The following is a 24914-nucleotide window of genomic DNA, read 5'->3' on the forward strand; positions in this document are numbered from 1 at the left end:
TAGGGACAGTCCCTAAACTGAGGTTTTCCAGCCACACGCACCTCAGCTCGATAAGAAAGCACGTCATGGCACGCAAGCAATACCCCCTTCGCATAGACCCCGCCATATGGGAGGCCGTCCAACGCTGGGCGGACGATGAGATGCGCAGCGCCAACGGCCAGGTAGAGTGGATCTTGCGCGACGCCCTCAAGCGCGCGGGAAGGCTGCCAAAGAAGGAGAAGCCACGCAATGAATCCGAGGGGCAGGTAGACAGCCTGTAGTCGCAACCCGCCAATCGATGTACCCCCCCTCGAAAGCACATCGCTTTCGAGGGGGATTTTTACGTCTCTGAACGATAATGGACGCACCCGAGGCAGACGCGGACGAGGAGACCAACATGACCGCGAACATCCTGGTCGTCGAAGACGACGCCGACATCAACGAGATCATCTCCACCCAGCTCTCGCGAAATGGGCACACCTGCACGCAGGCGTTCTCCGGGACCGAAGCGCTCATGCGTCTCGACCCCAATGGCGGCCCGCTCCCCTACGACCTCGTCATATGCGACCTCATGCTCCCCGGGGCCACGGGCGAGCAAATCATCGACAGCGTGCGGGGAATCGATTCCGCGCTGCCCGTGATCGTCATATCGGCGAGGACCTCGACCGCCGACCGCGTTGAGCTGCTCAAGCTCGGTGCAGACGACTACCTCACCAAGCCATTCGACCTTGATGAGCTCGCAGCACGCGTCGAGGTACAGCTCCGGCATAGGTCGAAGCAACGCGGACCACGCACGAATAAGAGCAGAACGCCGCACGAGAAAGCCAGCGGCACGCTCGTCTTTCGTGACTGGATGCTCGAACCCTCCTCACGCACCTTCTTGGTAGCGGGCTCCCCACTTCAACTCACCCGCATCGAGTTCAACCTCCTCGAGGCCATGATGCGCCAGCCCAGGCGCGCCTTCTCGAAGCAGGATCTCTTTGAGGCGGCCTGGGGTGAACCCTATGCCGGCGACGACAGCACGGTCACGGTCCATATATCCAACATCCGAGCCAAGCTCAAGCCGTCGGGCACCGACGCGTACATAAAAACCGTCTGGGGCATCGGCTTCAGGCTCGACGAAGATAAACGCTAACCCACCAAGCCGAACTTTACCCTTTCTTTAGGGTTGCTTCGGACTTTATCAAGAGATGGACCGCATCCTTGTAATCAAGTTGATGCTGAACTGCAAGGAGGCACCATGAACATCATCGAAACCCATGCGCTCTCGCGCGTCTACGGCAAGAGGCGCGCCGTCGACAGCCTCGACATGTGCGTCGCTGCCGGCGAAATATACGGATTCGTGGGCAAGAACGGCGCAGGCAAGTCGACCGCAATGAAGATGATCGCAGGGCTCGTGCGCCCGACCTCGGGCTCCGTAGAACTCTTCGGTGCGCAGCGACGAGCGCGCGAGGGGTTCTCCCGCGTCGGCGCACTCATCGAGGACCCCGGCATCCTGCCGACGTTCTCCGCACTCGAGAACCTCATGTGCAAGGCGCTCGCCCTCGGCGTCGTCCGCCCCAATGCGCACTGTCGCGAACTACTGGAGCTTGTCGGCCTTGCCGACACGGGAAGCCTGCGCGTCAAGAAATTCTCCCTGGGCATGAAGCAGCGCCTGGGACTCGCGCTCGCGCTCGTGGGCGGACCGGACCTGCTCCTGCTCGACGAGCCATTCAACGGGCTGGACCCCGAATCGACGAGGGCCATGCGCGGCGCCCTTGTACGTCTCAACCGGGAACGGGGCGTGACCATGGTTATCTCAAGCCACGTCCTCGACCAACTCGACCGCATGGCGACGAGTTTCGGTGTGATCAGGTCGGGCCGCATGGTGCGCGAGCTCTCTATGGACGACCTGCATCGGGAGTGCGGTAACTCCATCCGCATTAGGACGAATGACCCCGCACGAACGCTCGCGATACTGGAGGAAGCGCTGCCGGGAACGGCACTGCGCGCGGAGCCGGACGGGTCGATTCTCGCGAGCGCAGCCGTACGCCACGCCGCCACGAGCTTCGGGGGCGCCGCTGTCGCCCCCATGGCGCCCTCCGCGGAGGACGTGGCAAGGGCCCTCAGTGAGCATGGCCTGCTCATCCTCGAGCTCAGCAACGTCGAACGCGACATCGAGGAGTACTTCGTCGAGCTGATGGGCGGGGCGGATGCTTAGTCCAGCGCCCCTCCCGAGTGCCTTTGCGCCGTCCGTGTTCATGCTCGCATGGCCGCCGACACTCGGCCGGCTCGCACCAGCCATCAACCTCCTCATCGATATCGCGCTCGTCGCGTTCCTCGTCTACATCCTCGTCGCCGCCCGGAAAGGCAGGTAAACCATGTTGAATCTCCTTCGCTCGGATCTCTATCGCTGCACACGCTTCCGCGGGTTACGCGGACCCCTGTGGCAGTATCTCTCCGTCGTCCTCGGCGTCGCGATCCTCGAGGTCGGGCTCAACGCCCTCATCATCTCTCAGGGACTCGGTGAGCTCGAAGCGATCAGCGTGCACGAATCCCTCGCCACGCCCTCAGTGTTTTTGGGCTGGTCCATGTTCGGCTCCGTCTCCGTCGTGGGCTTGGCGAGCGCCTACGGCATGGTCGAGTGGATATTCGCCGATCTGAATGACGGCTATGTCAAATCGCTCGTCTCCTCGCTCGCCGGGCGCCTGTCATATTTCACGGAGAAGGTCGTGTTCTCGGGCATCTGGGCGGCCATGATGCTCATCGCGGGCATCGTGTGCCACCTCATCTGCATGCAGCTGCTCCTCACCCTTCCCCTGGGTCTCTCCTTCACCTCGTTCGACGGGGCGGCCGAGCTCGCGCTGTGGCTCCTCGGAGGCTGGCTCGCCGTGTGGGCGCTCACGGTGATCCCGCTTTCCGTCGTCCTGCTCTTCCGCAAGAAGCTGCCCGCCTACACCCTCACGTTCATCTTGATCATGGGCGTCGTCCCCGTCGCGCTCATGTTCGCGGCCAATATGGGGGTGCAAGCCGCTCCCGTGTTTGAACCGCTGTTCTCCGCCCTCACCGGCATCGCGAACTGGATGCCAAGCATGGTCATCGCCGCCTTCAAGCTCGGCGCGGAAGCCATGTTCGATCCAGCGCAGACCTTGCCGCTCATCGGCGCCGTCCCCACATGGCTGTGGGGCGCGTTGGCGGGCCTCATGTGGACCGCCATCGGCGGCGGCGCGTTTCTCCTCACCGCAAGCAGGCGAGACCTGTGATCCACGGATGCTCGATGAGTCGCCGCTCAGGCCCGCCCTCGAGTCCACACCGAGACGGCGACGAAACCCGACTATCCTATCTTTAAGCTCCCCGCCGCCCACCTGCTCGTCAGGGGGCGGCACGACATCAAGGAGGCACCGTGTCCCCAGGCGCACTCGCCGTACTCATGCTCGTCATCGGCGTTCTCGCGGGCGCGCTCATCACGACTGCGGCATATGCACCCGAGCTCCGCCGAATATCGCGGCTACTCGACGCGCGTCGGGACGGCAGAGCGTCCGCCAACGCGCGCATAACCATGGGCGCGCACGCCCCAGGGGTCGCCGAACTCGCCGAAGCGATCAACCGAGAGCTCGATTGCGCCATGCGCTCGCATATAGACGGCATGAGAGCCCAGCGGGACTTCCAACGTGACCTCTCCGCGCTCTCGCACGACATACGGACCCCGCTCACCGGGGCAAAGGGCTACCTGCAGCTCGCCGCAGACGAGACGGACCCCGCGCTCAAACGGCGGCGCATCGACGCCGCGGTCGAGCGCATCAACCGGACCTCCGAGCTCCTTGACGCGCTCTTCTCCTACACCAAGGCGAGCGACCCCGACCTCGTTCTCAATGCCGAGCCCATCGACGTGCGCGAAATCGTCGAGCAATGCCTGCTCGGCCACTATCCGGATTTCGAACGGCTCGGATGGGAGCCGGTCGTAACGGGGACCGGAGCTCCGCGCATCACGGAGGCCGACCGGCAGGCGATGGGGCGCATCGTGGAGAACCTCGTCGCGAACGCGCTGAGGCATGGCAGCGGCGCACCCGAGCTCCGCATCGCGACGGCGCCCGAACAGACCATCCTCTCCATCTCGAACCCTATCGACCGTCCCGATGAGCTGGATGTGGAGCATCTCTTCGATCGGTTCTACAGGGCAGACTCCGCACGGCGCGGCGGGGGATCGGGACTCGGCCTGGCGACGTCCGCGAAGCTGGCCGAGGCCATGGGGATGTCCCTCGAGGCGAAGGTGGATCGCGGCCGCCTCACCATCGAGCTTCGAAGCAACCAAAGCCGATGAACAATGTGAACTGTAAAACCCGCAGCTCAGAAGCGTGTATAAAGCCTTTTGGCAGCACGATCTGACCCCTCGGGGACGCGGTATAAAGACCTTTGATGGTACGATTTGCCCGTCAATGCCATGGTGACTTTCGACAAGGGTCACCCCGATCCGCAAGGAGCAAGCGCATGGAGCTGGGCTCTCACATCAAGGAGCATCGCACGGAGCTCGGACTGTCCCAAGACGACCTGGCGGAGCGCATCTACGTGTCGCGCCAGACCATCAGCAACTGGGAGTGCGGCCGCACGTATCCTGACGTCCAGAGCCTGCTCTTGCTTTCCAACGTGTTCGGGGTGACCGTGGACTCCCTCATCAAAGGAGATGTGGAAACCATGGCACAGGTAATGAACGAAGCGGTCAAGAAGTACAACGTCCTCTCCACGGTCACGGTCGTGAGCGCGGTCATGTTCCTGGGGCTGAGCGCGTGGGCGGCGTTCCAGTTCGAATGGGGCTGGGGCGCCCACATCGCACCCACCGCGGCGTTCGCCGCCGTGGCGCTCGTCGTGATGCTCGTTGCGTTCGTGTATATGGAGCGCATGAAGAAGCAGCACGACCTCGTCACGTACCGCGAGGTGCTGGCGTTCAGCCGCGGCGAGCAGGTCGAGCGCGACACGCTCGAGGGACACCGCGAGCGCGAGATGAACCCCTGGGTCAAGGGCGCGCGCAGCGGCGTGCAGATCATCCTCGGCGCGATCGTCGGCGGCATGGTTGGCGTCGGCATCGGCATGCTCGCCAAGATGTTGAGCTAGGTAGATCTGCAGACCGGATGGCCTTTCGCCGGCACGATCGCCCCCATTCCCGCCCCTCGTGGCAGAATGGGGGCGATTCTCGTTGAGGAGGCCCCATGAACGCAACCGCGCGCGCATCGCTCATCGCCGCAGCCGCCATCGCCGCCGCATGCTGGGCGGTTCCCGCCCTCCTGGTCGGCGCCGTCCCGCCCGATGCGGGGATGTTCGCCATGATGGCGCTCCTCTACGCCCTTCTCCCGATCACCGCGGTCGCCCTCGGCCTGCTCGCTGCGGGCTCCGCGCGAACGCTCTTTTGGGTGCCTGCGGCGCTCGGGGCCGCCTTCGCCCTCCTATTTCCCCTCGCGGTCGAGGGCAGCCAGGACGTCGCGTTCTACGGCATCGTCTACGCTGCAATCGGCTACACCGCCATGGTCCTACGCGTCAGCATGGCCAAGCGGTGTCGCCCACCACGCTGAACCAGATGTCCATAAAGGGCCGTACGGGGCCGGCGCTTTCGGTGCGCCTACCGGATCTTCGGTGCACCCACCGGATCTTCGGTGCGCCTACTGGATCTTCGGTGCGCCTGTGAACCATCTTCCATGCGACATATGGTTCACAGGCGCACCGAACTTTTCAAAGCGCCCCGAAGTTGAAAGCGGATACTCGTCGGTCGCCCAACACCCCAATCACGCCATGCCCCATGAATTTCCCAGCTCACAAGCATGTACAACAGATTTTGCAGAGGCCGGCGGTCCTTGCCGCGTAAGATGTACAACAGATTCGATAGCGCCCGCGGCGTGTTCGCGAGACGCTCCTTCACGACCGGGAGGTGACGATGGACATCAGCAACCAGATCAAGACGCGGCGCGAGGCGATGGGCCTCTCGCAAGAGCAACTTGCCGAGAAACTCTATGTATCGCGTCAGACGATCAGCAACTGGGAGCGAGACAAGACGTATCCGGACGTCCAGAGCCTGCTCATGCTGAGCGTCCTGTTCGACACCTCCATAGACACGCTCGTGAAGGGAGACGTGACCGTTATGGAAGAGGCTGTCGAGAGAGACCGCAAGTGCTTGGGAACGCGGATGCTGCGACTGGCCGTGCTGATGCTCGCGCTGCTCGTATTGCCTTTTGCCCTAATATTCTCACCTGCGTTTGACTGGATGCGGGGGTATTGGGGCGTAGAGATCGCCGCCATAGTAACGCTCATCCCCGCAATAGGCGCCCTTGTTTTGAGTAACACCATAGAGAACATCAAGCAGGAGAACGACTTGGCTACCTATAAGGAGATCCTCGCCTTCATGAACGGCGAGGCGGAGATCGAGCGCGATCCTCGGGCCCTCCCCCGCCGCGGCTGGGCAGCGAAGCATCGTCATGCCTACAACGCACTGACAATTCTCGCCGGCGGCGCCATCGGCGCGGCAATCGGCTACTTCATTTGGGGGTTGCTGAACTAACCAGCCTGCCGGCGGGCCAGACATCCGTCGATTGCCTATGGCTTCTCCGAAATTACCTTGGGCTCTTGCGGTATCCCCGCAACTCCCCCGAAATGTCTATGGGCCCCTTGCAATTGTCTATGCTGTTCAGCCAATTCAAGGGGCCCAATCGGAAGGAAGCCATAGGCAATCTTTCGGACGTTAATGCTGGACCTTGGCTAGCGCTTGCCCTCACAATGAGACTCAGCGTTGTCATCTTCAATCACGATCAAGGCGATTCCACTGCCAAGGCTGCCAACGACCCAAGGAAGCCAGAACAAGCCGGAGACACCCTCGGAGGCGCCCATGGCGGACGCGGCGAAAAGCCATACCAGCGCCACCATCGTGGCGACGAGCATGATCACCATGCAGGCCTTCCCCTTGCGGTCGGCGGCGCCTCGACGCCTGGGGTTGTTAGCGCGCAGATAGGCCTCACGGCTCCGCTGGTCGAGCTGCGCCAGCTCGTCATCGCTCAGCGCAACGGTCTCGAGCCACTCCTTGTTGTAGTCCGCAAGGTCCGTGCGCCCCCAGAGCATGCCCCAATGGACGATCATCCCGACACCGAACGCAACCAGCACCATCATCAGCGAATTGCCGTATACCTGCACGTTGGACTCAACCTCAAACAAACCTGCCACGGCAACCCCGAGCAGAATCATCGCGATGCCGGCCACAATCGCGATCGACGCGCGGCGCCGAGCAGTCGCCTTCTCCTCCGCCGTATAGAAATCAGCGACGTAGGGATGCGCCTTGGCAAATGCGGCGTGGTCGATTCCCGCGGGAATGGTAAACGCGAGGCCGGCGGCAACGAACGCGAACGTCGTGAGGAGGACGATGCCGTCAGAGTGCATGACCTCATCGGCGAAGATGGCGGCCGCCGCGCCAAGGATACACAGCACGACGCCGATCGCGATTTTGCGCGCGAAGGTGACCATGTGCTCGTCGTAACCACATACATCCGTAGCTGGACCGGCGGGGATAGCACAGACACCGGCGGAGGAACGTGCGCGTGCAGGTCCCGCAGGTTCACCAAGAGATGCATCCCGCGGTGCGACGGTCAACGGACCAGCGGACATATCGCCAACGGCGCCCTCCGTGGCCACACGCACCGGCGAGTAGCCGCCAAGATCATCCCGAGTGGGGACGCCGTGGCGGGATACATCACCCTGCACCAAATCGTCCAGCGAGCATTCGAAGATCTGGCACATCTTGATGAGCTTGTCCATCTCCGGATAGGACTTCTCGGCCTCCCATTTGGTGACGGATTGGCGGGACACCCCGAGCAACATAGCGAGCTGCTCCTGGGTCATGTGGCGCTCTGCGCGCAGATATTGCAGGTTGGTGCGAAAGCTCATGATGGGTCCTCTCGTTGGCTGGGACGAGAGTCCGAACGGCGCAATCCAACTCAATGCAGCGCCCGAACTCGACATCCAGCGTTTGGCGTTTTTCCTGCCGGCGACTTACACACTACGGTTGCCGCACGGCGAGAACCACCAACTTGGGGCTTCATTTTACGCAACTTGCAGGCACCCTGCGGTTGCAAACCGCAGGTAGATTGGCTAGACGTGAAATGAGGGTTCCCATGGCGAAGTTCACCGCAATGCTGTTCGCAGCTGCTGTGCTCGTTCTATCGATCGTGCTGCTCTTCCTTATCGCTCGCTAGCGATATAGGGGTGAAACTCGCCATTTAAGGGAACAGCCGCCCTGTGCCGGAGCGGCTGTTCGTGCGGGTTTTACCCCACTTACATCCAAACCAGGAGGTCGTACGCCTCCCTAGCCGCTACCAGTATACCCGCTTTTCCGGCGCCCCTGCACGCCACCCGCGGGTTTCTGGGCGGCGCCGGGCTACGCGAGCTCGACGCCGTTTTACAACGCTGCCGTCAAGGCGAGTCAATCAATCTAAATAACGAAGAACCTAGCCCTGGTTTCGAAAACTGCGCACAAGGGCAATCGACCATCTTCATATCGGGTTTCAGCAGCTTGTATCCCATGTGAACTCAAACAGCCCTCACCAACGTTACAACCCGTTGCTTGCGGCAACGAGCCATCTGCGTGCAGCATTGCGGTAACGTAGGAGCCAGGCGAGAGAAAGGATCCGCCATGCTGAACGAGAACATCCATGCCCTCAGGAAATCGAAGGGCCTCTCGCAAGAGGAGCTCGCGCTCAAGCTGAACGTGGTAAGGCAGACGGTCTCAAAGTGGGAACGCGGCCTCTCCGTACCCGACGCTGAGATGCTCGTCACCATCGGAGAGGTGCTCGACACCCCGGTGAGCACGCTGCTGGGCGAGACCGTTCCCACATCCGAGCCGGGGGGCCTACAGGTGCTCTCCAAAAAACTTGAGGTGCTGAACGACCAGTTCGCACGAGCGCAGGAATCCAAGCGACGTGTGCTGCACGCCCTTTGCATCGCGATCGCCGCCGCCACGGCACTTGTCCTCCTCGCGTTGGCAGCGATCGGGGGCTCGTATCTCGAATGGAATTTCTCCATTCCGGAATACGCGGTGGCTGGAACGATGCTCCATGGACTCGAGTGGGTCTTCGCTCGAATGGCACCAATCATACTGGCGGGGTCGATCGCGGGTGCAATTGCGTCCCGCAAATAAGGTCCTTCATCGCTTTCGCGATCGATTTACCATGGGCACCGCCTCGCAATGGGCAGCACATTGAACAATGACCACACAAAAAAGAGGTTTTTCGTATTGTTTTTCCGTTCCGCCAAGTACAGAAGCGCAGTAAGGCACAAAAGCGCAGGAAAAATGAGGTGATTAACATCTTATACTTGACGATTTCCAAAATTAGTACGAAAAACCTCAAGATCATGAATCCGATTAATGAAATCATGCATTTGAAGAGCTTTAAGGGTGAGCTTCGACATGGAAAACCGGATGCAATGCGAATCAGCGCAGAACCGACCACGCCCGCAACAAAGCGTTGCTCGACCATCAAGGTGCATCGCGGGATAATCGCAGGCAAGCGGCGGGATCAAACCCCGCCGCCCACGCCCCGATCAAAGGAGACCCGCCATGATTCTGCTTAAAGACGCCCTGGCCCAAGCCCGACGCGAACGCGGCCTCACCCAAGAAGAACTCGCCGCGCGCCTCTACATCACGCGCCAGGCGGTCAGCCGCTGGGAGACCGGAGCGACCGAGCCCGGCATCGACATGATCAAGCTCATCGCTCGCGAGCTCGACGTCCCCGTGACGCGCCTGCTCGACATGCCCGAGCACTACTGCCAGAGCTGCGGCATGATGTTCACCGAACCCGACCAGCACGGACATGAGGCGGACGGCACCGAAACCGAAGACTTCTGCCGCTGGTGCTACGACAAGGGCGCGTATACCTACGAGACCACCATGGAAGAGATGATCGAGGACTGCGCGCCGCGCATGGCGAAGCACATGGACTGGTCCGTGGACGAGTGCGCTTCGCTTCTGGGCGCCATCCTGCCGACGCTCCGCAGGTGGAGGGAGAGTGCCCGGCCGAACGAGTAGCGGCTACTTCCCGCGGTGCTTGCGGCGTCTCCTTTCACGCCGATCTTCCCAGCGAGAGCGCGCTTCATCCTGGCGCCGCGCCGCTCGCTCGCTTCGCGATTCGTCCTTGATGCGTTCCCGCTCGCGGGCGAGCGCAAGTTGCGAAGCTGTCGATGACCCGTGCTGGCGCATCACCTTGGCTGCCTCGCGCGCACGACGCTTGGGGTTGCCAGGGGTCCGCCCGACACGTGGCCCAACAGGCTCCGCCTCCGCACTCAGGTGCAGGCTCGACCAACGCTCAAGCACCCACGTATAGACTTCTTCATTCGAAGGTTCCGCACCATATACCACGCGCGCAATACGAAGCATGCCGTCTTCGACATGCTCGACCACGCCCACCCAAAACTGACCATCGTGATAGACAGTCAGGGTCGATGAGACCTCACTCTTTCGCATAGCCGCGACCTCCTTCTATGTAGGGCTACGCGAAGAAGGGACAACCAAGGAGGCAGGTTACTGGCAGGCTCATGCCCGCGGCCCGACTACCCGACGGGCGCTGTGTTTTTATCTTCGATGGATATCAGTATAGCGCCACGTCCTGTCGTATCATCAAACGCCTCCGTCCAAGCTTCTGAGCATATCGGAGATGCTGCGAGCCATCTCATCCGATGCCTCACGAATAATTCCGAGCCAGCGAGAAAGGCTATCCACACCGACCGATGAGTCGCCGATTGACAAATCGTCGGACACGTCAGAAGAAATCGCGGTCTCCGCTTCAAGCACGTCGCAGGCGCTCGTGATTGCCATCAAAGGGGTTATAAGCTCGTGGGAGGCGGAAAGGACGAACCCCCTCTCGCGCTTGCGAGCCTCCATAACCGGTCGCAGCGACCGCGTTGTCGCGAAAGCCGCAACCGCCGTTGCACACAACACGATGACCGCCCCGGAAGCGATGCAACGGAGGATGAACGAGGCAGCATAATCGCCATGGGGCGTTACATCAAGAAACGTGTAGACACGTATCCCGCTTGGAGCGGTCTCGACCGCCGCAACGCTTCCATTCGAGACCGTCACGGCACCATTCTGGGCACCGAGGGGCTGCCAGAGGCCGATCCACTTGCGCCCGTCAAAAGAGAAAGGCTGGCTTCCGACCTCATCGCGAAGACTCACGAGCTGCGTCGCGACGCTTTCAGAGAGGCGATCGACGGCAGCCGCTCCCCCGCATTCCACCGCACCCGCCTCGCCCGACTCGTCCACGGCAACCCGGCACCATGAAATGTCGGGGCCGGTAACGACCAAACCTGACGTCCCATCAGCCTCGCTGTCCGCGGCCGTCCGGTCGATGTCAAACGGCTGGTTTGAGAACTCCTCAAGCATATGCCTGCGCGCCGTCATATCCGCATCGATGAGCGGTGTCGCCAGCAGCGCCATACACGCCGCGGTACATAGGGCGATGAGGGCGGCGGAAACCACGACGATGCGTCGGCGGAACACCGCGAGGTCCCTAGGCATCTTCATGCTTGGCCTCCAACACGTAGCCGATTCCACGAATGGCGCGAATTGAAACCGGGGCGCCGAGGACGGCGATCTTGGAACGAAGCAGCGAGACCTGCGTCTCGATCCTACCGGCACTCGACCCGCCATCGGCGCCCCACGCAGAGGCCATGATTCGCTCCCGATGCACCGGAGTCCCCGCATGGCGCATCAATGCTTCGAGCACCAGGCCCTCCTTGGGCGTAAGAACGCAAGATCCCTCACCATACGTCAACTCGCGGGAATCGGGTGCGTAGAACATGCCGAGCGCCTCAATCACTGTGGACGGATCCGCGCCGCCGCGCCGTCTGAGAACGGCGCGCAGCCTCGCCAGAAGCTCCTCGACATGGAAGGGCTTGGCAAGATAGTCGTCCGCGCCGAGGTCCAGGCCGCGCACGCGATCGCGCATGTCACCGCGGGCCGTGAGCAGGATGACGGGCGTGGCGTCACCACGTGCGCGCAACTCCGACAGAACGGAAAGGCCGTCCTTGCCGGGCAGCATGATGTCGAGCACCACGGCATCTACAGGAGCCACGGCAAGACGCGCGAGCGCCGCCTCGCCATCTGGCACTGCCTCCACCTCCCACCCGGTGAGCTCGAGCGCCCGAGAAAGCGGCTCCCGGATGAGCCGGGCATCCTCTACCAGCAAAAGCCTCATACCAGCCCCCTTTTACAAGGGCGGCGCGAACCACCTCGGCCCGCGCCGCCGCAACAGTCCGTCGCGCCTATTCCGCGACGTCGGCGAATACCCGCACATCGGGCACGGGCGCCACCTCGGTGCCGTCCTCGACCCAGCGAACAACATCGAACTCCATGCCCCCATCGGAACGCGGCGTCGCCTCGCCCAAGCCGATCACGATTCCGCGGGTCCCAGGCGCCTCTTCATCGGCAACGGCAGACGCGGGCAAGAGCATCCCGAGAGCCGCAAACACCGCCACGGCCAAACCCGTAGCAGCCAGTGCCAGCTTGCCCATATTCTTCATCTTCACCCTCCAAACATACAGCGTCCATGACGCACGGCTAGGATTGGAGATCTCCATGACCTCATGGTAGAAGGCGAAGCTTTAGGATTGCTTTACATCTGGAAATAGGGGATGCAATTGTTGGCGGCGCCGGCGAACAAGCGTGCCATAGTATAGAACAGATGTTCGTGCTTTATGCTATCATAGAGACAGCGACATGGGCGGTGCCCTCCGAGTCCTTGCAGGGGGTTAGGAGGGTTCCCATGGCGAAGTTCACCGCGTTGCTGCTCGCAGCTTCCGTGCTCGTTCTATCGATCGCGCTTCTTTATTTTGCCGTTTTCTAGCGGCCAAGGGGTGAAACTCGCCATTTAAGGGAACAGCCGCCCTGGCCGGAGCGGCTGTTCGTGCGGGTTTTACCCCACTAGGTCAATCCAGGAGGGCGTACGCCTCCCTAGTCGCTACCAGTATACCCGCTTTTCCGGCGCCCCTGCACGCCACCCGCGGGTTTCTGGGCGGTGCCGGGCTTCGCGGGCTCGGCACCGTTTTACAACGCTGCCGTCAACGCAGGACAATCACTTAAAAGACGAAGAACCTAGACATCCTTCCCATCCACTCCCGTCGGCATTTTTCATAGCCTACCATAATCATTCTGCCAAGTTTTATTGTCAGTGATATCCTTTCACTGACAATAAAACTTGGCAGAATTGAGGATGACATGGACAGAGATGAAATCCTTGCAAGAAATCGCATGGACAACCGACACCTTGATGAGCGGGATCACAGGTTAGCTGACGAAGCGAGCGCTTGGGGAGTGATAGCCTTAACGGCTGCCGTTGCCGTGATCTTTCTCATCCGATTGCTCACAAAGGGTGGGAATTCATACGACCTGCTCGCCATCCTGTTCGCGTACCTCTCCGCAGGGTGCGCGTACAAATGGAGCAAAACAAGGTCGCGCTGGACATTCATAACATCTGTTCTGTACACAGCCCTCGTCGTGGCCTGGCTATGTGCCTACGCGTCGTTGGGTTGATGCCACTGTGAAGGAATCGCTGACACTTAAAAACTCACTGCGAGAGGCTCGCAAGCAGCGTGGACTCTCGCAGACACAACTTGCCGAGTTGACGGGGGTGTCCCGAAACACGATCAGCTCCATCGAAACGGGACAGTTCAACCCTACAGCCAAGCTTGCGCTCGTCCTCTGCATTGCGCTCGACAAGAAGTTTGAGGAACTGTTCTATTTCTAGGCGCCTGTGGAGCAGGTTATCCCCCTCGATGCAAACGGCGATGTTTCCTGCGATGGAACCCGTACCGCTCACACCCCCTTTCACGCACCTCATTGACACGTTGCGAACATCTATAAAAGCACTATACGAGTCGAGCGTAATCTTGCGACTGATGGAAGATGTGGGCGATGGTCACGTCGTCGCCGCGCACCGTATAGAGAAACGTATGTCTCATCACGGAGGCGGACCGGTATCCCCTTGCAGCAAGCTCAGGCAGATGGCATAGGCTGAATGCTTCGGGATGGTTCCGAACGCTTTCCACCTTGGCATCGAACTCCGTCATGAAATGACGGGCGGCCTGAGGGCTCTTCACTACGTTGACAAGGTAGGAGACGATATCTCGGTACTCGCGCTGCGCCTCGCGAGCAATCGATAACCTATAGCCCATATTCTTCCCTGAGCTTCGACGCGAAGACGTCGTACTCATCCACCTCGCCGTTCTCGATTTCCTGCTCCGCGAGCAGAATCCGAGAAAACAGGCGCGCCTTCGCAACCTCATCGCGCTGAGCAGCCCACTCCTCTGCCGACAGACAATGAAATGCCTCGTAACCGTTACGCGTCACCGTAACATCACGCTCTCGACTGACAAGCGCGGTAAAAGCCGCGGTGTCCTTCATATCGCGAACTGGGACTGCGATAGCCATATGCACCCCTTTCAACTTGTGGCCTAACTATACCACGTTCATCAATAGAAGCAGCAGCGGCCAACGGCGGTACCCATCTACGCCCTGCGAACCGGATGCCTGATCACCGTCTTGAGCTTCTCGGGCGCGGTGCGTCGGGCATCGTTGAGGTAGATCTCGTGATGGAGGCGCTCGTCGGAGAAATCCTCGACATAGCCCTGCTCCTCGGCGAAATCGCACATGGCTTCGACGGTCGCCGGCTCGCCGTCATACGTCCCGACATGCAGGCACTGAACGCACAGTCCCTCCTCAATATTGAGCAGCTCCACCATCGAGAAATCCCGCTTCTTCTTGGCGGCGGCCTCCGCGACGGCCCATTCAAACTCCTCGCGCGTCACGAACTCGGGCACGCGGATGGCGGATATCCAGTTGAAGTCCTCCTTGCGCGCATAATCCACGCCCAGAACGCCGTCCTGCCACCAAAAACCCTCAAGAGGCGGCACGACGAAGTCGAAGTAGCCCTCGATGCGATGGTCGCCTTTCTTGGACATCTTGATGGTGTACGCCACGCCGTAGAGCGCCTCAAGCGCATCCTTGTACGCCCCGCCTTCCTCGTTAGGGTCACCATGGCCGCGGACGGCGATGAACGTCATCGCAGGAACTTCGACGAGCATCGGCTTCTTGGGCGGAAGGTAGAACTCCTTGTATTCCTTCTTGTAGTCAAATGCCATCGTAATCCCCTTTCGCAAGCAACCCTGACCCTATGATAATAGAACATGTGTTCTTGTCGAGTTGACCATAACACCTTGCCGAATTCAAAACGAAGCGGGTCTCGCCTCGTTGCAATTCGCATAGATGTCACCTACCATTGAGGAACCTGCATCCGGGCACTCGGCACGGCGATTCCAAGGGGGCGCAATGAACAGGAAAACGGTTCTCATCGCGATAACGGGCACTCTCGCCGCTCTTGGCATCCTGGTGGCGCTCGTCGGTCCCTCCGGCGGAAACGTGAAATCGGTCGAGCGCATCGCGCAGGCGACCGATCTTTACAGCAAAGACGACATAGACGATGCGTTCAATGCCGTCGAATCGGAATTCGCCTCAGGCTTCAAGGGATGCTCGCTTGATGAGCTTCGCTACGACGACGAGGTTGAGTCCACATTTCTGGACGAAATACTCGAGCATGGGCAAAAAGGCAAAGGGGACCTTATCGTCGTGCTATCCGAATTCACGACCGACTGGCGGGCAGCTGACGAGGGCTTTTCGCCGAACGACAGATACGAAGGCTGGCAATGGATTCTCACCAGGCCTTCGCAAGACGCCCCATGGAAGATCGTCGACTGGGGCTATTGATGACGCTGCGGTGATGCACCACGCGGCCGTCCCCCCGTGCAAGCCAGCGCCCAACCGCTAGATCGCATCCGTGTTCAGACCGTCAAAGTAGAATTCCCCCTGATCGGAATCATAGATGAACAGAGCCTCGATACCCAGGTAGTCATCTTTCTCCCCCATCCAGTCGGACGGCGAGATGGGCGGTAGGGGCGTCAGGCGCCCTTCACGGCGTACGTCGCCCAGAAGGTCGGAATGTTCAGATCGTGCAGACGGCCCTCGCCATAGGTGTCCTCGTAGCAGTCGACCAGCTGGAAACCCGCTTGCAGCTGACCGCGAATCTGCTCTTCCATCGTATGTGAGAACAGAATGCCGTCCTCAACAGAATCGAGCGCCGCCATGTGATCGGGATTCTTCAACGGGTTGAACGGCAGGTTGTACACCGCCCGCTCCTCTTCGGGGTAGTCGAACACGTACCCGAAGCCGTTGTCCATGCCCGCCAACAGGCGACCACCAGGCTTCAGAATGCGATGGCACTCGCGCCAAAGCGGCTTGACCTCCTCTATGTAACAGTTCGAGACGGGATGGAAGATGAAGTCGAACTCCCCGTCCGCAAAGGGAAGCGGATGGGACATGTCGCCTCGAACGATCTCGATCTCGTAGCCCTCGCGCTCGGCGACCATCCGCTCGGATTCCAGCTGGCTGGGCGTGTAATCGAACACGGTGCACCGCGCACCGAGGGCAGCGAAGACGGGCATCTGCTGACCTCCGCCGCTGGCGAGTCCCAGCACGCGCAGGCCGGACAGGTCGCTCGGATACCATGCGGGCGGAACGGGCCTGGTGGGGGTTAGCAGCATGCGCCACTCGCCCTGCCGCGCCTCGAGGTATTCCTCATGGCTCAAGGGGGTGCCCCACTCCCAGCCCTGTGCGTTCCAGCCATCGATGGCGCGGGCGTTCACATCGGCATAAGTATCTCTGGTTATATCCGTCACAGATAGGTCCTTTCAATTCGGGACGTGATATCGATTATGCTACGTCGACGCCTTCCATGCGCAGCAGGCCGAGGCGCACGAGCAGCGTCTCGCACACGCGCAGCCAGTAGAGGGCAGCGGCAAGCCCGACGGCGTAGAGGGCGATCGAATCCCGGAGAAGCGGCCTCGCGGCCCACATGAGGATGAAAAGCGGCGACATGAGCAGCGCGAGCGCCGCAAGGGCGGCGGCGACCCTCCCCGCCCCTCCGAACGGCGCCCATTCGAACTCCGCCCCACAGGCGCACCGCCTCGGCATGATGCCGAACCTGACGGGCACCCTCCGCCCGCAATGAGCGCAGGTCATCTCCCCCATCATCGACGGGCCTTCCGAGCCGAGGCGCCGCGGAGCTCCGCGCAGACAGCCCCCACCAAGCGGGAGAGCGAATCGCCGTCATCTGAATCGACGAGCCTCATCGGCCTCGCGCCCTCGTAGGGAACGGCGGTCGCGCCCAGCGCCGACGCGGACGCGGGGGTCTCCTTGATGAGCAGCCGGTCGTCGTAGACGCCGCCGAACAACGTGCCCTCCGAGTAGAGGAGGTACTCCCCCATCATCTTCCTCGTAGTCAAGCCCTCAACACCCGAGAGAAGGTCGAGGACATAATCGAGATAGCCTTGCGAAGACGCCATGACAGCCCCCTTTGCTTCAAATCCGGTCAGCCCCGCTCGACGATCGCGCCGTAGCCCGTGTGCGGCAGGTACTCCACAGCGAGCCTGAAGACGGCGTATTCCATTACCCGCTCACCTCCAGCCCCGACAGCACCTCGGCGCGCAGGCGCTCCATGCGGGGCGTGAGCGGTTCGAGGGAGGCATCGGACGCCAGGCGCGCCGCCTCCTCGGGCGACCCGTGCAGTAGCTCGTACTCGGCGAGATAGAGCTGCCAGTTCGCACGCTGTTGATGGCAATCGGCCAGGGCCATGCGCTCGCGCATGCGCGCGGCGTCGGCGGCGTCCCGCTCGGCGGGCGGGCGCACCAGCACGGCGTAATCGGCGACCTGCAGGTCGGCGGAAGCACGGTTGCGCGAACCCTCCTTGAAGTTCTTCCGGAACGCCGCGAGCCTCGCCAGCGCATCGCGCGCGCCTTCGAGATCGCCCACATCGATCCGGCTCAAAAACTCGATCTGCATGGCTCGGAACCACCTGACGTTGTCCTTGCGCTTGAAGGTGACGGACTCGAGGCGGCACAGGGCACCGGCGCTATCGAGCTCAAGGTAGTCGCAGTACGCGAGCTCGATGGCGATGGTGTTCGCGGAGCGGCCGAAGCGGTCGCGGGCGGAAAGCACATCGAGCACCGTGCGATAGCGGGCGGGGTCGCAATCCTGGGAGACGACCTCTCCGAGCTTGAGGAACAGTGCGCCCATGCGCACGCGCGCGATGAGCACGATGGCGAACAGGAGGACAAAGCAGACGAGGTAGAGCGCGAAGTGGCCCTCCTCGACAAACCAGATCATCGCAACGAGGTTGGCGAGAATCAGCGCGATGGACTGCGCCTTGATCGCGCGCACCCTCTTGACATACGTGGCAACGGTCTCCTGCGCATCCAAACCCCAGTAGGATGAGCGCCCGTCACCCGACGGCGAGACGTTGTCGATGCGGTTGGGCTCCGGCGCCGGAGCGGGCGGAGTCGGTAGGTTGCTCATGGCGATCATCTCCTCGCTATGGGTTTAGGGGATTGTACCCCCTCCGGGATTGCAGGCCACCGCGCCGGCGTTCCAGGTCGCAAGACGAACGCGGCTGCCACCTTCAATTGCCGGGCGGGCGGCTCACCTCACAGCTTCAAATGATCGAACCCCGGATACCCGCGCCGCAGGGCCTTGTTGAACTGCCGCTTGAAGCAGCCCGCCTGCAGATACCACGCTGCATACAGGGCAAGGCCCTCGACGACGAGCATCGCGATGAGGACGGGCACGGAGCTCTTGGTCATCACCAACATGGCATCGAAGGCGGCAAAGAGCGCGAGCACGCCGCTCGTCGCCCTCGTCCGCTCCTCGATTTGGCGCCTCAACTTGCAACGCACGCCCTCGATCTCCATCTCGGAATACGCGGAGGATTCCAAACCCCTCCTGATTTCATCATCAAGCGTGGCCTTATACAGCGAGAAGAGCATGTGAGCCCCTTTCCAAAACGGTCAGTCGACGAACCAGAGCCAGATGAAGAACACGAGGTACGGGACGCTCGCCAGGTACAGGGCGCCCGCGGCGACCGCGAACCCGGGCCGAACGCTGGCCCCTCCCCTCGCGCGGCTGACCTCCCGCACCGTGAGGACGACGGCGATCGCCAATCCGCCGACGGCCAGCGCGGCCATGCCGAGCGAGAGCGCCGCCAACCCCATCGCGGCGGCCATGACCGGGGCCATGAGCAGGGCACACCCGCAGCCCCCGGGGCTGTACAGACGCGCGGACGAGCGGAATGGGCGACGGCGCCGTTGACGCGCGACGGGAACCCGCCCCGCCGGACAACCGCTTTTGAGCGTCGACCGGGCGTGAGGGGACTCCGCCACAGGAGCCGTTCTCTCAGTCGCGCGCGCCATTGCCGCCCCCTACTCGATCGGGTCGCCCGCGGTGGCAGGACCGTCCACGTCGCGCGCGCCCACGAGGGTGCGAGTCTTGGGGTACCAGCGAACCTCGGCCATCGGCTCGTCAAGGACAAGCGCGACCTCGGGCCAGTCGGCCGCGTTCACGCTGAGACGCGCGTCCACCCGGTGGTTCGCCACCGACTCCCCGTCCCTGTAGAGCGAGACCTCGAACGTGGTGGGCGACAGCGCCGCCCCGCGGCCGCGCGGCTTGTTGATCTCGGCCTCGTAGAAGGCGAAGCGCTCCTGCTTCCAGCCGCCGTTGAGATCGTCGAGCATCTCGCTGCACGAGAAGGCGCCGCCGGCGATTGAGATGACGGCGAACACGCCGCAGAACGCCACGATCGCGGCGGACCCGGTGTGCCTGTAGGAGATGGGGTCCTTCTTGCGGTGACGGCGATACACAAAAGGAATCGCGCCGAAGGCGACCATGAGGGCGAGCCCGAACACCCCCGTGGTGTCGGCCGAGGATAGCGCGCCCATGGCGAGGAAGAACGGCACCACGTAGCAGAGGAAGCCGAGCAGAATGCCCTTAAGCTCGCGGGCGAGAACGGCAGGGTCGATACGCCTGCGGTGCATGCGCTGCAGGTAGACCATGGGCGTGAAGCACAGCATGGAGATGCCGAAGAGGATGAACCCGACACCGACCGACGCGCGGTTGTACAGTCCCGCCGCCCCGACGCTCGTGGCGAAGCGGCCGTAGACGAGGACGCCGAACGCGGTGAAGAGGAAGACGCAGCCGATGATGGCGACGGCGCCCTGTTTGCGGTCCCTCGCAGTGGTGAAACGTCCCATGCTTCCTCGCTCACGTCAATGCGGCCCAGTCCGTCCCCGGGCCGATAATTCAAACGAATCTAGCACAGGGCAAACCAACCCATGGCGGAGGTTAGGTAAAGGGCGCGGAGGGGTCGGCCTGCGCGAAACGGAATCGAGGCAAATGCTCAAGCCAATTATGCCAACTTTCCGGCGCGCTCACGTATTGTTGATAGAGGGAGATATCGCAAACCGGTCCCTCGCACATCGAAACCACCCGAGAAAGCGAGGTGAGGGCATGGGAGCTTGGCTTCTTGAGCTTTTTCGTATTCAAATCGGAAAACGCCAAGTAGCACCAACATAAGATGCGCAGTCACCTGCACTTTTGCCGCACGAGATACCCGCCGTACTTCGCGAGTTCAAAAATGGATACGAAAAAGCTCAACTAAAGGCAATGCACAAGAGATTTGGCAGCTCGAGTCATCTCGAGGCGGTAAGGTGAACTTGGAAAAGGACAAACATGTTCGACTCCAACGAAGGGAGCGCAGATGATTCTCTCGGAACAGATCAAGCTTGGACGCAAACAACTCGGGATGTCGCAAGCCGATCTCGCCGACGCCATCTGGGTGTCAAGAAACACCGTCAGCAACTGGGAACGGGGCGATACCACGCCTGACATTCAAAGCCTCGTGCTGATGGGCGCGCTCTTCGGGCTCTCTCTCGACGAGATGGTGAAGGGCGACGAGCAGGTGATGGCCCAGGCGCTCGAACGCGACAAGAATCACCTCCTCATTGCAGGAGAGACGTTCAACCCTGGAAATCGGCAAGCCGCCGACTGGAACCATACATCCACGCTGGGCCTCTTCGAACTTCGCTCGACGGGCGGGCCCGCACACGGCAAATTCGAGGATGCCGATGTCACCGATTCACACGGGCTTGCGTATCGCCTGGTGCGCATCGCGACGCTATTCAGCAGAAGCCTTTACCACATCTTGGATGAACATGGGTACAAAGTTGGCTCTATCACACGCAGACACGCTCTCCAGCACCCCGTCTTCCAAGTACGCATGGAGGGATTCGACCGAATCCAACTCCGTCGCGAGACCCGCATCGACAACGGCTACAAAGACGTCATACGGTTCGACGGCGGCGGCGTCGGCGTGGAAGGCAACCTCATGGGGGACGAGTTCTCGATAGCACGAAACAACAGCGCAATCGCCCACATCAACGCACGTCGGGCCCTCAACCGGACCGCATATGGCATCGAAATCGTGGACGATGCTTCGGCTCCCCTCGCACTCGGCGTGACGTTCGCGATCTTGATGCTCCGCGACTACGACCGCGTGTGGGTGCGCGGCGCGGGCAAAGCTTCTATCTGAACCTTTGAATGGCCGGGACTTTGCGAATTGCGGTACATTTCCCGGCCATGCGTCCATTTCAACCCAGCTACATCATCTTCCCCTGGCAATGCCCGCGCACAAGCGCGGGCATTACTCTCACGTAAAAATACGCGTTCGATTCAACCATTAGGTAGTTGACGCCTTATACTATGCGCCGTATAGTATCGGTCGAAGGGAGATATCATGGATGCTCAGATGAAGCGCGGCTTCCTCGAGATGTGCGTGCTCGCATCGCTCCAGGAACGGGACTCTTACGGCTACCAGATCGTGAAGGACGTGCCCGACATCCTGGGGCTCACCGAGTCGACACTGTACCCGCTGCTCAAGCGCCTCGAGAAGGCCGAGTGCTTGACCGCCTACTCCGTGGAGCACAACGGCAGGCTGCGCAAGTATTACCGGCTCATGCCCGCAGGCGAGGAGCGCATCGCAGAGTTCCTATCAGAGCAGGCGGACATCATGTCGATCTACGATTTCGTGAAACGAGGTGCACACGCATGACCAAGCAGGAATTCCTCTCCGAGCTCGAGCGGGCGCTGGGTAAGCTGCCGCACGCCGAAGTCGAGCAGGCGCTCGCGTTCTACGACGAGGCCATCAGCGACCGCATGGAGGACGGTCTTTCCGAATCCGAGGCGGTGGCAGACCTGGGCCCAATCGATGAGATCGCGGCGCAGATCGCCGCCGAGACGCCGCCCATACCGCGCGCCATCGCGCGGGCCAACACCGGCAGCCGCACCCTGAACATCGTTTTGCTCGCGGTGTTCTCCCCCATCTGGGTGCCCGTCGTGCTTGCACTCGCGGCTGCGGCGCTTGCCGTGTACGTCGCGATTTGGGCGGTCATCGCTGCGCTGTGGGCCGTCGACGCGGTCCTCGTGCTCATGCCCTTCGCGGGAATCGCCGCGCTCACCTCGACCCTGGGAGGCGGGATGCCGTTGCCCGGCATCTTCGTCCTCGGCCTCTCGCTCGTGTCGAGCGGCTTCGGGCTCATCGCCTCCTTCGCCGTGTTCTGGGCAAGCAAGCTGCTCTTCCAGGCAACGCGAGCTTTCGCGCGCTGGATCGCGAGCCTGTTCGTGCGCGTGAGCGGCGAAGGTGACGGCGACACGCCCAATAGCGCAAAGACCCACGGCGCCCCGAGCATGCCGTCGGCCGCCGAGAGCACCCGCCCCGGCCAAGCCACCCTCCCGGAAGGAGGCGTCCACAATGCGTAAGGCGCCCAAGATCATCCTCATCGCCGCCGCGGCGCTCATCGGGACCGGAACCGTGCTCTCGTGCGGCGCTTGGGCGGCGGCCGGATTCGACACCGCCCGCCTGTCCACCGTGAACTACGACTGGCATCAAACGGTAAGCGCGCTCGAAGACGAAGCGACTTCGCCGCACAAAAGCATCGTCATCACGTCCGAATTCGAGAACGTCCTCCTCGAACCCGCCGACGGCGATGCCATCGAACTCGAGTATTGGACGGGAAACTGCCAGAGTGTCTCCGTTGAAGACACTGACGGTGTGCTCAAGATCGACGTCGACTCGCAGCCCATGGAGGGCGTCATGATCGACCTCTCCCCTGCTGAGGCCGGCGGCGTCGACGACACTACGACCGTAGTGCGCGTGCCAGCCTCGTTCACCGGTGAGATCGAGGTGCACTCCGATTCGGGCGATGTCGTTGCGACTAACGTGCACGGGCTCGCCGGGCTGCGAGCTTCCAACAGCAACGGAGACGTCGTGGCGAAGAATGTCTCCGCCGCCAAGCTCGACGCGATCAACGAGAACGGAGACACCCTGCTCTCCGGCGTCGAAGCCGAGGCGGTCCTCGCGACCAACTTCAACGGTGACATCTCGCTGGGAGGAGCCACGGCACGCAAGGCCCAGGTCGTAAACGAGAACGGTGACATCATGTTGGTGGACACGGCGCTGCAGGATGACCTGCTGTGCGAATCCGTGAACGGGGACATCTCGACGCAGAGGCTCGACGTCACCGCGAGTCGGATTGAGAGCGTGAACGGGGACATCTGCCTGTCGTACCTGGGGGCAGAAGACTCCTACCACATCGACACCCACACCAACCAGGGCGACATCGTGTCGCCGCAAGGTGCCGACGACGCCGCGCGCACCATTAGCGTCGACAGCAACCTGGGCGACATCCAGATCAACTTCGCCTCGAAATAGGAATCAGCCCTCACCTCAATTTAGGGACAGTCCCTAAATTGAGGTGATCGCGCTCGCCCTCTACGCGCACATGCAGCGATAACAACGGGCCAGCCCTACTCCCTCACATGCTCGATCAGATACTCGCGCATGTAGGGGATCGCAAAGCTGACCATGCCGTATGACGGCGCCTCGATGAGCGCCGCATCTACGAGGCGGCGACGATAGGTGCTCACGGACGTGGGGGCGACCCCCATCTCGCGCGCGATATCGCCAGACGCCACGGGTCCAGACCCACATCGCGCCATGGCCGCAAGGTACTCGAACTGCCTGCCCGAGACGCGCCTGAGCGCCGGTTCAATCACCATGTTATCGAAGCTCTTGCGCGCCGTCGCGATGCCCTTTTGCGCATCGAGCAGCTCAACCGCATCAGAACCGCGGCGCGAAGCTGACTGCCAGGTGTAATATCCGACAAGCTGGACCATGAAGGGATAGCCGGCAGCGGCGGCCGTGAGCACACCGGACACCCCAGGCGCAACAGATTTACCCGCGCGCACCATCGTGTCCTCAAACGAATCTCCGACCTCAAAGTCCATAAGGCGCTTGAGCTCGACATGCTTGGCCCGCTGAAGAAACGTCAGGGTCTCGTCCACCACGACACCGTCGACCGAAGCGGGAAGACCCGCGAATGCAAAGGCGACGTTCGCACCCTGGCGCACCAGCAGCTGAATCTCGTTACCCAACTCGCGCATCTCATCGAGCGGCGCATCTTGAACTTCATCGAGCGTGATCAAGAGGCCACCGTTGCGCGAAGCCTCGTACATCGCCTCCCCCAGCTGCGTCGCCGACTTGGATATCTCGACGGAACCCAAGCTCACACCCAATATAGAAGGGGATATCGACAGCGAGGACACTTCGCGATTCCGCGAGAGGGCACCGAGAATGCGATCGCAAAAGCCCGCGTTCGCGGCGACGTCAACCACATGGAACCCATGCTCGCGCGCGATGTCTCCAAATGCGTTAAGGAGCACGGTCTTACCCACGCCACGGACCCCGGAAACGCGAAGTAATCTGTCAGGAGCTCCGGGGCCGTTTTCAAGCGCTTCGGTAAAGTCGTCGAGAATCTCGTCTCGACCGATAAGTTCAGGTGGATTCATTCCAGCCGTCGGCTTGAACGGATTAACGCGCACCACCGCACATCACCCTCTGTGGTCAAAGAAGTTTAACAAGTTGAACAGAGTTTAACAAGTTGAACAAGGTTTAACAAGTTGAACAAAACTCATACCGAGGGCTCGATAGAAGAAACGC

At 61.6% G+C, this 24914-nt stretch carries 34 protein-coding genes; 18 read left to right on the forward strand and 16 right to left on the reverse strand.

Going from position 1 to position 24914, the window contains the following annotated elements:
• The first annotated feature begins 65 nt into the window (after window positions 1-65).
• The 8 genes from ACX9NZ_RS05380 to ACX9NZ_RS05415 all read left to right on the forward strand — a co-directional run bounded on the left by ACX9NZ_RS05380 (window position 66) and on the right by ACX9NZ_RS05415 (window position 6502).
• The gene (locus ACX9NZ_RS05380; RefSeq protein WP_006722365.1) at window positions 66-260 is read left to right on the forward strand and encodes a type II toxin-antitoxin system antitoxin; all 195 of its coding nucleotides are present in this window, start codon (window positions 66-68) and stop codon (window positions 258-260) included.
• Window positions 261-376: 116 nt separating this feature from the next.
• Entirely contained in the window at window positions 377-1114 is a 738-nt protein-coding gene (locus tag ACX9NZ_RS05385) for a response regulator transcription factor (protein ID WP_039910452.1), read from the forward strand.
• Window positions 1115-1219: 105 nt separating this feature from the next.
• Complete coding sequence (locus tag ACX9NZ_RS05390; protein WP_407495558.1) at window positions 1220-2179, forward strand: ABC transporter ATP-binding protein; 960 nt, start codon at window positions 1220-1222, stop codon at window positions 2177-2179.
• A gap of 160 nt (window positions 2180-2339) precedes the next feature.
• The gene (locus tag ACX9NZ_RS05395) at window positions 2340-3221 is read left to right on the forward strand and encodes a hypothetical protein (RefSeq protein WP_407495560.1); all 882 of its coding nucleotides are present in this window, start codon (window positions 2340-2342) and stop codon (window positions 3219-3221) included.
• A gap of 140 nt (window positions 3222-3361) precedes the next feature.
• Window positions 3362-4279: a sensor histidine kinase gene (locus ACX9NZ_RS05400; RefSeq protein ID WP_407495562.1), complete on the forward strand. Its 918-nt coding sequence runs from the start codon at window positions 3362-3364 to the stop codon at window positions 4277-4279.
• A 167-nt stretch (window positions 4280-4446) separates the two neighbouring features.
• Window positions 4447-5067 (forward strand): helix-turn-helix domain-containing protein, encoded by a 621-nt coding sequence (locus ACX9NZ_RS05405; protein WP_407495564.1) that lies wholly within the window; start codon window positions 4447-4449, stop codon window positions 5065-5067.
• 95 nt (window positions 5068-5162) lie between these two features.
• Entirely contained in the window at window positions 5163-5522 is a 360-nt protein-coding gene (locus ACX9NZ_RS05410) for a hypothetical protein (RefSeq protein WP_407495566.1), read from the forward strand.
• 359 nt (window positions 5523-5881) lie between these two features.
• A complete protein-coding gene (locus tag ACX9NZ_RS05415) occupies window positions 5882-6502 on the forward strand; it encodes a helix-turn-helix domain-containing protein (protein WP_407495568.1) in 621 nt (206 codons plus the stop codon).
• A 197-nt stretch (window positions 6503-6699) separates the two neighbouring features.
• Here ACX9NZ_RS05415 and ACX9NZ_RS05420 read toward each other — a convergent pair whose 3' ends face one another.
• Window positions 6700-7875, reverse strand: coding sequence for a helix-turn-helix transcriptional regulator (locus ACX9NZ_RS05420; protein WP_407495570.1), 1176 nt, complete (start codon window positions 7873-7875; stop codon window positions 6700-6702).
• 745 nt (window positions 7876-8620) lie between these two features.
• Between ACX9NZ_RS05420 and ACX9NZ_RS05425 the strand changes: the two genes are divergently transcribed.
• From ACX9NZ_RS05425 to ACX9NZ_RS05435, 3 genes are all read left to right on the forward strand, one after another.
• Window positions 8621-9124, forward strand: a complete 504-nt coding sequence (locus ACX9NZ_RS05425) for a helix-turn-helix domain-containing protein (protein ID WP_317440485.1) — start codon at window positions 8621-8623, stop codon at window positions 9122-9124.
• Between the two features lie 158 nt (window positions 9125-9282).
• Complete coding sequence (locus tag ACX9NZ_RS05430; protein ID WP_304292471.1) at window positions 9283-9558, forward strand: hypothetical protein; 276 nt, start codon at window positions 9283-9285, stop codon at window positions 9556-9558.
• Window positions 9545-10012, forward strand: coding sequence for a zinc ribbon domain-containing protein (locus ACX9NZ_RS05435; RefSeq protein ID WP_407495573.1), 468 nt, complete (start codon window positions 9545-9547; stop codon window positions 10010-10012). Before ACX9NZ_RS05430 ends, ACX9NZ_RS05435 begins: the two co-directional genes overlap by 14 nt.
• Before the next feature lie 3 nt (window positions 10013-10015).
• Here the strand turns inward: ACX9NZ_RS05435 and ACX9NZ_RS05440 are convergent, their stop codons facing one another.
• The 4 genes from ACX9NZ_RS05440 to ACX9NZ_RS05455 all read right to left on the reverse strand — a co-directional run bounded on the left by ACX9NZ_RS05440 (window position 10016) and on the right by ACX9NZ_RS05455 (window position 12504).
• On the reverse strand, window positions 10016-10447 hold the full coding sequence (locus ACX9NZ_RS05440; protein WP_407495575.1) for a YjdF family protein: 432 nt from the start codon (window positions 10445-10447) through the stop codon (window positions 10016-10018).
• Between the two features lie 153 nt (window positions 10448-10600).
• Window positions 10601-11506, reverse strand: coding sequence for a histidine kinase (locus ACX9NZ_RS05445; protein ID WP_407495577.1), 906 nt, complete (start codon window positions 11504-11506; stop codon window positions 10601-10603).
• A complete protein-coding gene (locus ACX9NZ_RS05450; RefSeq protein ID WP_302741592.1) occupies window positions 11493-12179 on the reverse strand; it encodes a response regulator transcription factor in 687 nt (228 codons plus the stop codon). The genes ACX9NZ_RS05445 and ACX9NZ_RS05450 overlap by 14 nt, the downstream gene beginning before the upstream one ends.
• Before the next feature lie 67 nt (window positions 12180-12246).
• The gene (locus ACX9NZ_RS05455) at window positions 12247-12504 is read right to left on the reverse strand and encodes a hypothetical protein (RefSeq protein WP_118654193.1); all 258 of its coding nucleotides are present in this window, start codon (window positions 12502-12504) and stop codon (window positions 12247-12249) included.
• A gap of 694 nt (window positions 12505-13198) precedes the next feature.
• Here ACX9NZ_RS05455 and ACX9NZ_RS05460 point away from each other — a divergent pair.
• Window positions 13199-13513: a DUF6442 family protein gene (locus ACX9NZ_RS05460; protein ID WP_407495579.1), complete on the forward strand. Its 315-nt coding sequence runs from the start codon at window positions 13199-13201 to the stop codon at window positions 13511-13513.
• 7 nt (window positions 13514-13520) lie between these two features.
• On the forward strand, window positions 13521-13727 hold the full coding sequence (locus ACX9NZ_RS05465) for a helix-turn-helix transcriptional regulator (protein WP_294159341.1): 207 nt from the start codon (window positions 13521-13523) through the stop codon (window positions 13725-13727).
• Window positions 13728-13848: 121 nt separating this feature from the next.
• Here ACX9NZ_RS05465 and ACX9NZ_RS05470 read toward each other — a convergent pair whose 3' ends face one another.
• From ACX9NZ_RS05470 to ACX9NZ_RS05480, 3 genes are all read right to left on the reverse strand, one after another.
• Entirely contained in the window at window positions 13849-14154 is a 306-nt protein-coding gene (locus ACX9NZ_RS05470) for a type II toxin-antitoxin system RelE/ParE family toxin (protein WP_302741596.1), read from the reverse strand.
• Window positions 14144-14410, reverse strand: coding sequence for a hypothetical protein (locus ACX9NZ_RS05475; protein ID WP_072414369.1), 267 nt, complete (start codon window positions 14408-14410; stop codon window positions 14144-14146). Before ACX9NZ_RS05475 ends, ACX9NZ_RS05470 begins: the two co-directional genes overlap by 11 nt.
• A 77-nt stretch (window positions 14411-14487) precedes the next feature.
• A complete protein-coding gene (locus tag ACX9NZ_RS05480; protein ID WP_302741601.1) occupies window positions 14488-15120 on the reverse strand; it encodes a GyrI-like domain-containing protein in 633 nt (210 codons plus the stop codon).
• A 187-nt stretch (window positions 15121-15307) separates the two neighbouring features.
• Between ACX9NZ_RS05480 and ACX9NZ_RS05485 the strand changes: the two genes are divergently transcribed.
• The gene (locus ACX9NZ_RS05485) at window positions 15308-15742 is read left to right on the forward strand and encodes a hypothetical protein (protein WP_302741603.1); all 435 of its coding nucleotides are present in this window, start codon (window positions 15308-15310) and stop codon (window positions 15740-15742) included.
• Between the two features lie 191 nt (window positions 15743-15933).
• Here the strand turns inward: ACX9NZ_RS05485 and ACX9NZ_RS05490 are convergent, their stop codons facing one another.
• From ACX9NZ_RS05490 to ACX9NZ_RS05520, 7 genes are all read right to left on the reverse strand, one after another.
• Window positions 15934-16710 carry a class I SAM-dependent methyltransferase gene (locus ACX9NZ_RS05490; protein ID WP_407495583.1) on the reverse strand — a complete coding sequence of 259 codons (777 nt, stop codon included), beginning with the start codon at window positions 16708-16710 and terminating at the stop codon, window positions 15934-15936.
• Window positions 16711-16744: 34 nt separating this feature from the next.
• A complete protein-coding gene (locus tag ACX9NZ_RS05495) occupies window positions 16745-17005 on the reverse strand; it encodes a hypothetical protein (protein ID WP_407495585.1) in 261 nt (86 codons plus the stop codon).
• A gap of 56 nt (window positions 17006-17061) precedes the next feature.
• On the reverse strand, window positions 17062-17376 hold the full coding sequence (locus tag ACX9NZ_RS05500) for a TfoX/Sxy family protein (RefSeq protein ID WP_302741609.1): 315 nt from the start codon (window positions 17374-17376) through the stop codon (window positions 17062-17064).
• Window positions 17377-17479: 103 nt separating this feature from the next.
• A complete protein-coding gene (locus ACX9NZ_RS05505; protein WP_407495587.1) occupies window positions 17480-18385 on the reverse strand; it encodes a hypothetical protein in 906 nt (301 codons plus the stop codon).
• A gap of 128 nt (window positions 18386-18513) precedes the next feature.
• A complete protein-coding gene (locus ACX9NZ_RS05510; protein ID WP_407495589.1) occupies window positions 18514-18852 on the reverse strand; it encodes a hypothetical protein in 339 nt (112 codons plus the stop codon).
• A 21-nt stretch (window positions 18853-18873) separates the two neighbouring features.
• Window positions 18874-19089: a hypothetical protein gene (locus ACX9NZ_RS05515; RefSeq protein WP_407495591.1), complete on the reverse strand. Its 216-nt coding sequence runs from the start codon at window positions 19087-19089 to the stop codon at window positions 18874-18876.
• 195 nt (window positions 19090-19284) lie between these two features.
• Window positions 19285-20112 carry a hypothetical protein gene (locus ACX9NZ_RS05520; RefSeq protein ID WP_407495593.1) on the reverse strand — a complete coding sequence of 276 codons (828 nt, stop codon included), beginning with the start codon at window positions 20110-20112 and terminating at the stop codon, window positions 19285-19287.
• A 506-nt stretch (window positions 20113-20618) separates the two neighbouring features.
• Here ACX9NZ_RS05520 and ACX9NZ_RS05525 point away from each other — a divergent pair.
• The 4 genes from ACX9NZ_RS05525 (at window position 20619) to ACX9NZ_RS05540 (ending at window position 23627) form a co-directional block, all read left to right on the forward strand.
• A complete protein-coding gene (locus tag ACX9NZ_RS05525) occupies window positions 20619-21449 on the forward strand; it encodes a helix-turn-helix domain-containing protein (protein WP_294159362.1) in 831 nt (276 codons plus the stop codon).
• Window positions 21450-21653: 204 nt separating this feature from the next.
• Complete coding sequence (locus tag ACX9NZ_RS05530) at window positions 21654-21968, forward strand: PadR family transcriptional regulator (protein WP_294123963.1); 315 nt, start codon at window positions 21654-21656, stop codon at window positions 21966-21968.
• Complete coding sequence (locus ACX9NZ_RS05535) at window positions 21965-22675, forward strand: DUF1700 domain-containing protein (protein ID WP_294123961.1); 711 nt, start codon at window positions 21965-21967, stop codon at window positions 22673-22675. The genes ACX9NZ_RS05530 and ACX9NZ_RS05535 overlap by 4 nt, the downstream gene beginning before the upstream one ends.
• On the forward strand, window positions 22668-23627 hold the full coding sequence (locus ACX9NZ_RS05540; protein ID WP_407495597.1) for a DUF4097 family beta strand repeat-containing protein: 960 nt from the start codon (window positions 22668-22670) through the stop codon (window positions 23625-23627). Before ACX9NZ_RS05535 ends, ACX9NZ_RS05540 begins: the two co-directional genes overlap by 8 nt.
• 95 nt (window positions 23628-23722) lie before the next feature.
• On the opposite strand, the gene ACX9NZ_RS05545 is transcribed toward ACX9NZ_RS05540, so the two are convergent.
• Window positions 23723-24763 (reverse strand): AAA family ATPase, encoded by a 1041-nt coding sequence (locus ACX9NZ_RS05545; protein WP_407495598.1) that lies wholly within the window; start codon window positions 24761-24763, stop codon window positions 23723-23725.
• Window positions 24764-24914: the final 151 nt, after the last annotated feature.

It is taken from the genome of Collinsella sp. BM28 (assembly GCF_054551995.1).

What these genes read in the sequence shown, in the direction of transcription:
- ACX9NZ_RS05380 (WP_006722365.1), top strand. Translation starts at nt 66, where the DNA reads ATGGCACGCAAGCAATACCCCCTTCGCATAGACCCCGCCATATGGGAG.
- ACX9NZ_RS05385 (WP_039910452.1), top strand. Translation starts at nt 377, where the DNA reads ATGACCGCGAACATCCTGGTCGTCGAAGACGACGCCGACATCAACGAG.
- ACX9NZ_RS05390 (WP_407495558.1), top strand. Translation starts at nt 1,220, where the DNA reads ATGAACATCATCGAAACCCATGCGCTCTCGCGCGTCTACGGCAAGAGG.
- ACX9NZ_RS05395 (WP_407495560.1), top strand. Translation starts at nt 2,340, where the DNA reads ATGTTGAATCTCCTTCGCTCGGATCTCTATCGCTGCACACGCTTCCGC.
- ACX9NZ_RS05405 (WP_407495564.1), top strand. Translation starts at nt 4,447, where the DNA reads ATGGAGCTGGGCTCTCACATCAAGGAGCATCGCACGGAGCTCGGACTG.
- ACX9NZ_RS05410 (WP_407495566.1), top strand. Translation starts at nt 5,163, where the DNA reads ATGAACGCAACCGCGCGCGCATCGCTCATCGCCGCAGCCGCCATCGCC.
- ACX9NZ_RS05415 (WP_407495568.1), top strand. Translation starts at nt 5,882, where the DNA reads ATGGACATCAGCAACCAGATCAAGACGCGGCGCGAGGCGATGGGCCTC.
- ACX9NZ_RS05420 (WP_407495570.1), bottom strand. Translation starts at nt 7,875, where the DNA reads ATGAGCTTTCGCACCAACCTGCAATATCTGCGCGCAGAGCGCCACATG.
- ACX9NZ_RS05425 (WP_317440485.1), top strand. Translation starts at nt 8,621, where the DNA reads ATGCTGAACGAGAACATCCATGCCCTCAGGAAATCGAAGGGCCTCTCG.
- ACX9NZ_RS05435 (WP_407495573.1), top strand. Translation starts at nt 9,545, where the DNA reads ATGATTCTGCTTAAAGACGCCCTGGCCCAAGCCCGACGCGAACGCGGC.
- ACX9NZ_RS05440 (WP_407495575.1), bottom strand. Translation starts at nt 10,447, where the DNA reads ATGCGAAAGAGTGAGGTCTCATCGACCCTGACTGTCTATCACGATGGT.
- ACX9NZ_RS05445 (WP_407495577.1), bottom strand. Translation starts at nt 11,506, where the DNA reads ATGAAGATGCCTAGGGACCTCGCGGTGTTCCGCCGACGCATCGTCGTG.
- ACX9NZ_RS05450 (WP_302741592.1), bottom strand. Translation starts at nt 12,179, where the DNA reads ATGAGGCTTTTGCTGGTAGAGGATGCCCGGCTCATCCGGGAGCCGCTT.
- ACX9NZ_RS05455 (WP_118654193.1), bottom strand. Translation starts at nt 12,504, where the DNA reads ATGAAGAATATGGGCAAGCTGGCACTGGCTGCTACGGGTTTGGCCGTG.
- ACX9NZ_RS05460 (WP_407495579.1), top strand. Translation starts at nt 13,199, where the DNA reads ATGGACAGAGATGAAATCCTTGCAAGAAATCGCATGGACAACCGACAC.
- ACX9NZ_RS05470 (WP_302741596.1), bottom strand. Translation starts at nt 14,154, where the DNA reads ATGGGCTATAGGTTATCGATTGCTCGCGAGGCGCAGCGCGAGTACCGA.
- ACX9NZ_RS05475 (WP_072414369.1), bottom strand. Translation starts at nt 14,410, where the DNA reads ATGGCTATCGCAGTCCCAGTTCGCGATATGAAGGACACCGCGGCTTTT.
- ACX9NZ_RS05480 (WP_302741601.1), bottom strand. Translation starts at nt 15,120, where the DNA reads ATGGCATTTGACTACAAGAAGGAATACAAGGAGTTCTACCTTCCGCCC.
- ACX9NZ_RS05485 (WP_302741603.1), top strand. Translation starts at nt 15,308, where the DNA reads ATGAACAGGAAAACGGTTCTCATCGCGATAACGGGCACTCTCGCCGCT.
- ACX9NZ_RS05495 (WP_407495585.1), bottom strand. Translation starts at nt 17,005, where the DNA reads ATGCCGAGGCGGTGCGCCTGTGGGGCGGAGTTCGAATGGGCGCCGTTC.
- ACX9NZ_RS05500 (WP_302741609.1), bottom strand. Translation starts at nt 17,376, where the DNA reads ATGGCGTCTTCGCAAGGCTATCTCGATTATGTCCTCGACCTTCTCTCG.
- ACX9NZ_RS05505 (WP_407495587.1), bottom strand. Translation starts at nt 18,385, where the DNA reads ATGAGCAACCTACCGACTCCGCCCGCTCCGGCGCCGGAGCCCAACCGC.
- ACX9NZ_RS05510 (WP_407495589.1), bottom strand. Translation starts at nt 18,852, where the DNA reads ATGCTCTTCTCGCTGTATAAGGCCACGCTTGATGATGAAATCAGGAGG.
- ACX9NZ_RS05515 (WP_407495591.1), bottom strand. Translation starts at nt 19,089, where the DNA reads ATGGCCGCCGCGATGGGGTTGGCGGCGCTCTCGCTCGGCATGGCCGCG.
- ACX9NZ_RS05520 (WP_407495593.1), bottom strand. Translation starts at nt 20,112, where the DNA reads ATGGGACGTTTCACCACTGCGAGGGACCGCAAACAGGGCGCCGTCGCC.
- ACX9NZ_RS05525 (WP_294159362.1), top strand. Translation starts at nt 20,619, where the DNA reads ATGATTCTCTCGGAACAGATCAAGCTTGGACGCAAACAACTCGGGATG.
- ACX9NZ_RS05530 (WP_294123963.1), top strand. Translation starts at nt 21,654, where the DNA reads ATGGATGCTCAGATGAAGCGCGGCTTCCTCGAGATGTGCGTGCTCGCA.
- ACX9NZ_RS05535 (WP_294123961.1), top strand. Translation starts at nt 21,965, where the DNA reads ATGACCAAGCAGGAATTCCTCTCCGAGCTCGAGCGGGCGCTGGGTAAG.
- ACX9NZ_RS05540 (WP_407495597.1), top strand. Translation starts at nt 22,668, where the DNA reads ATGCGTAAGGCGCCCAAGATCATCCTCATCGCCGCCGCGGCGCTCATC.
- ACX9NZ_RS05545 (WP_407495598.1), bottom strand. Translation starts at nt 24,763, where the DNA reads ATGAATCCACCTGAACTTATCGGTCGAGACGAGATTCTCGACGACTTT.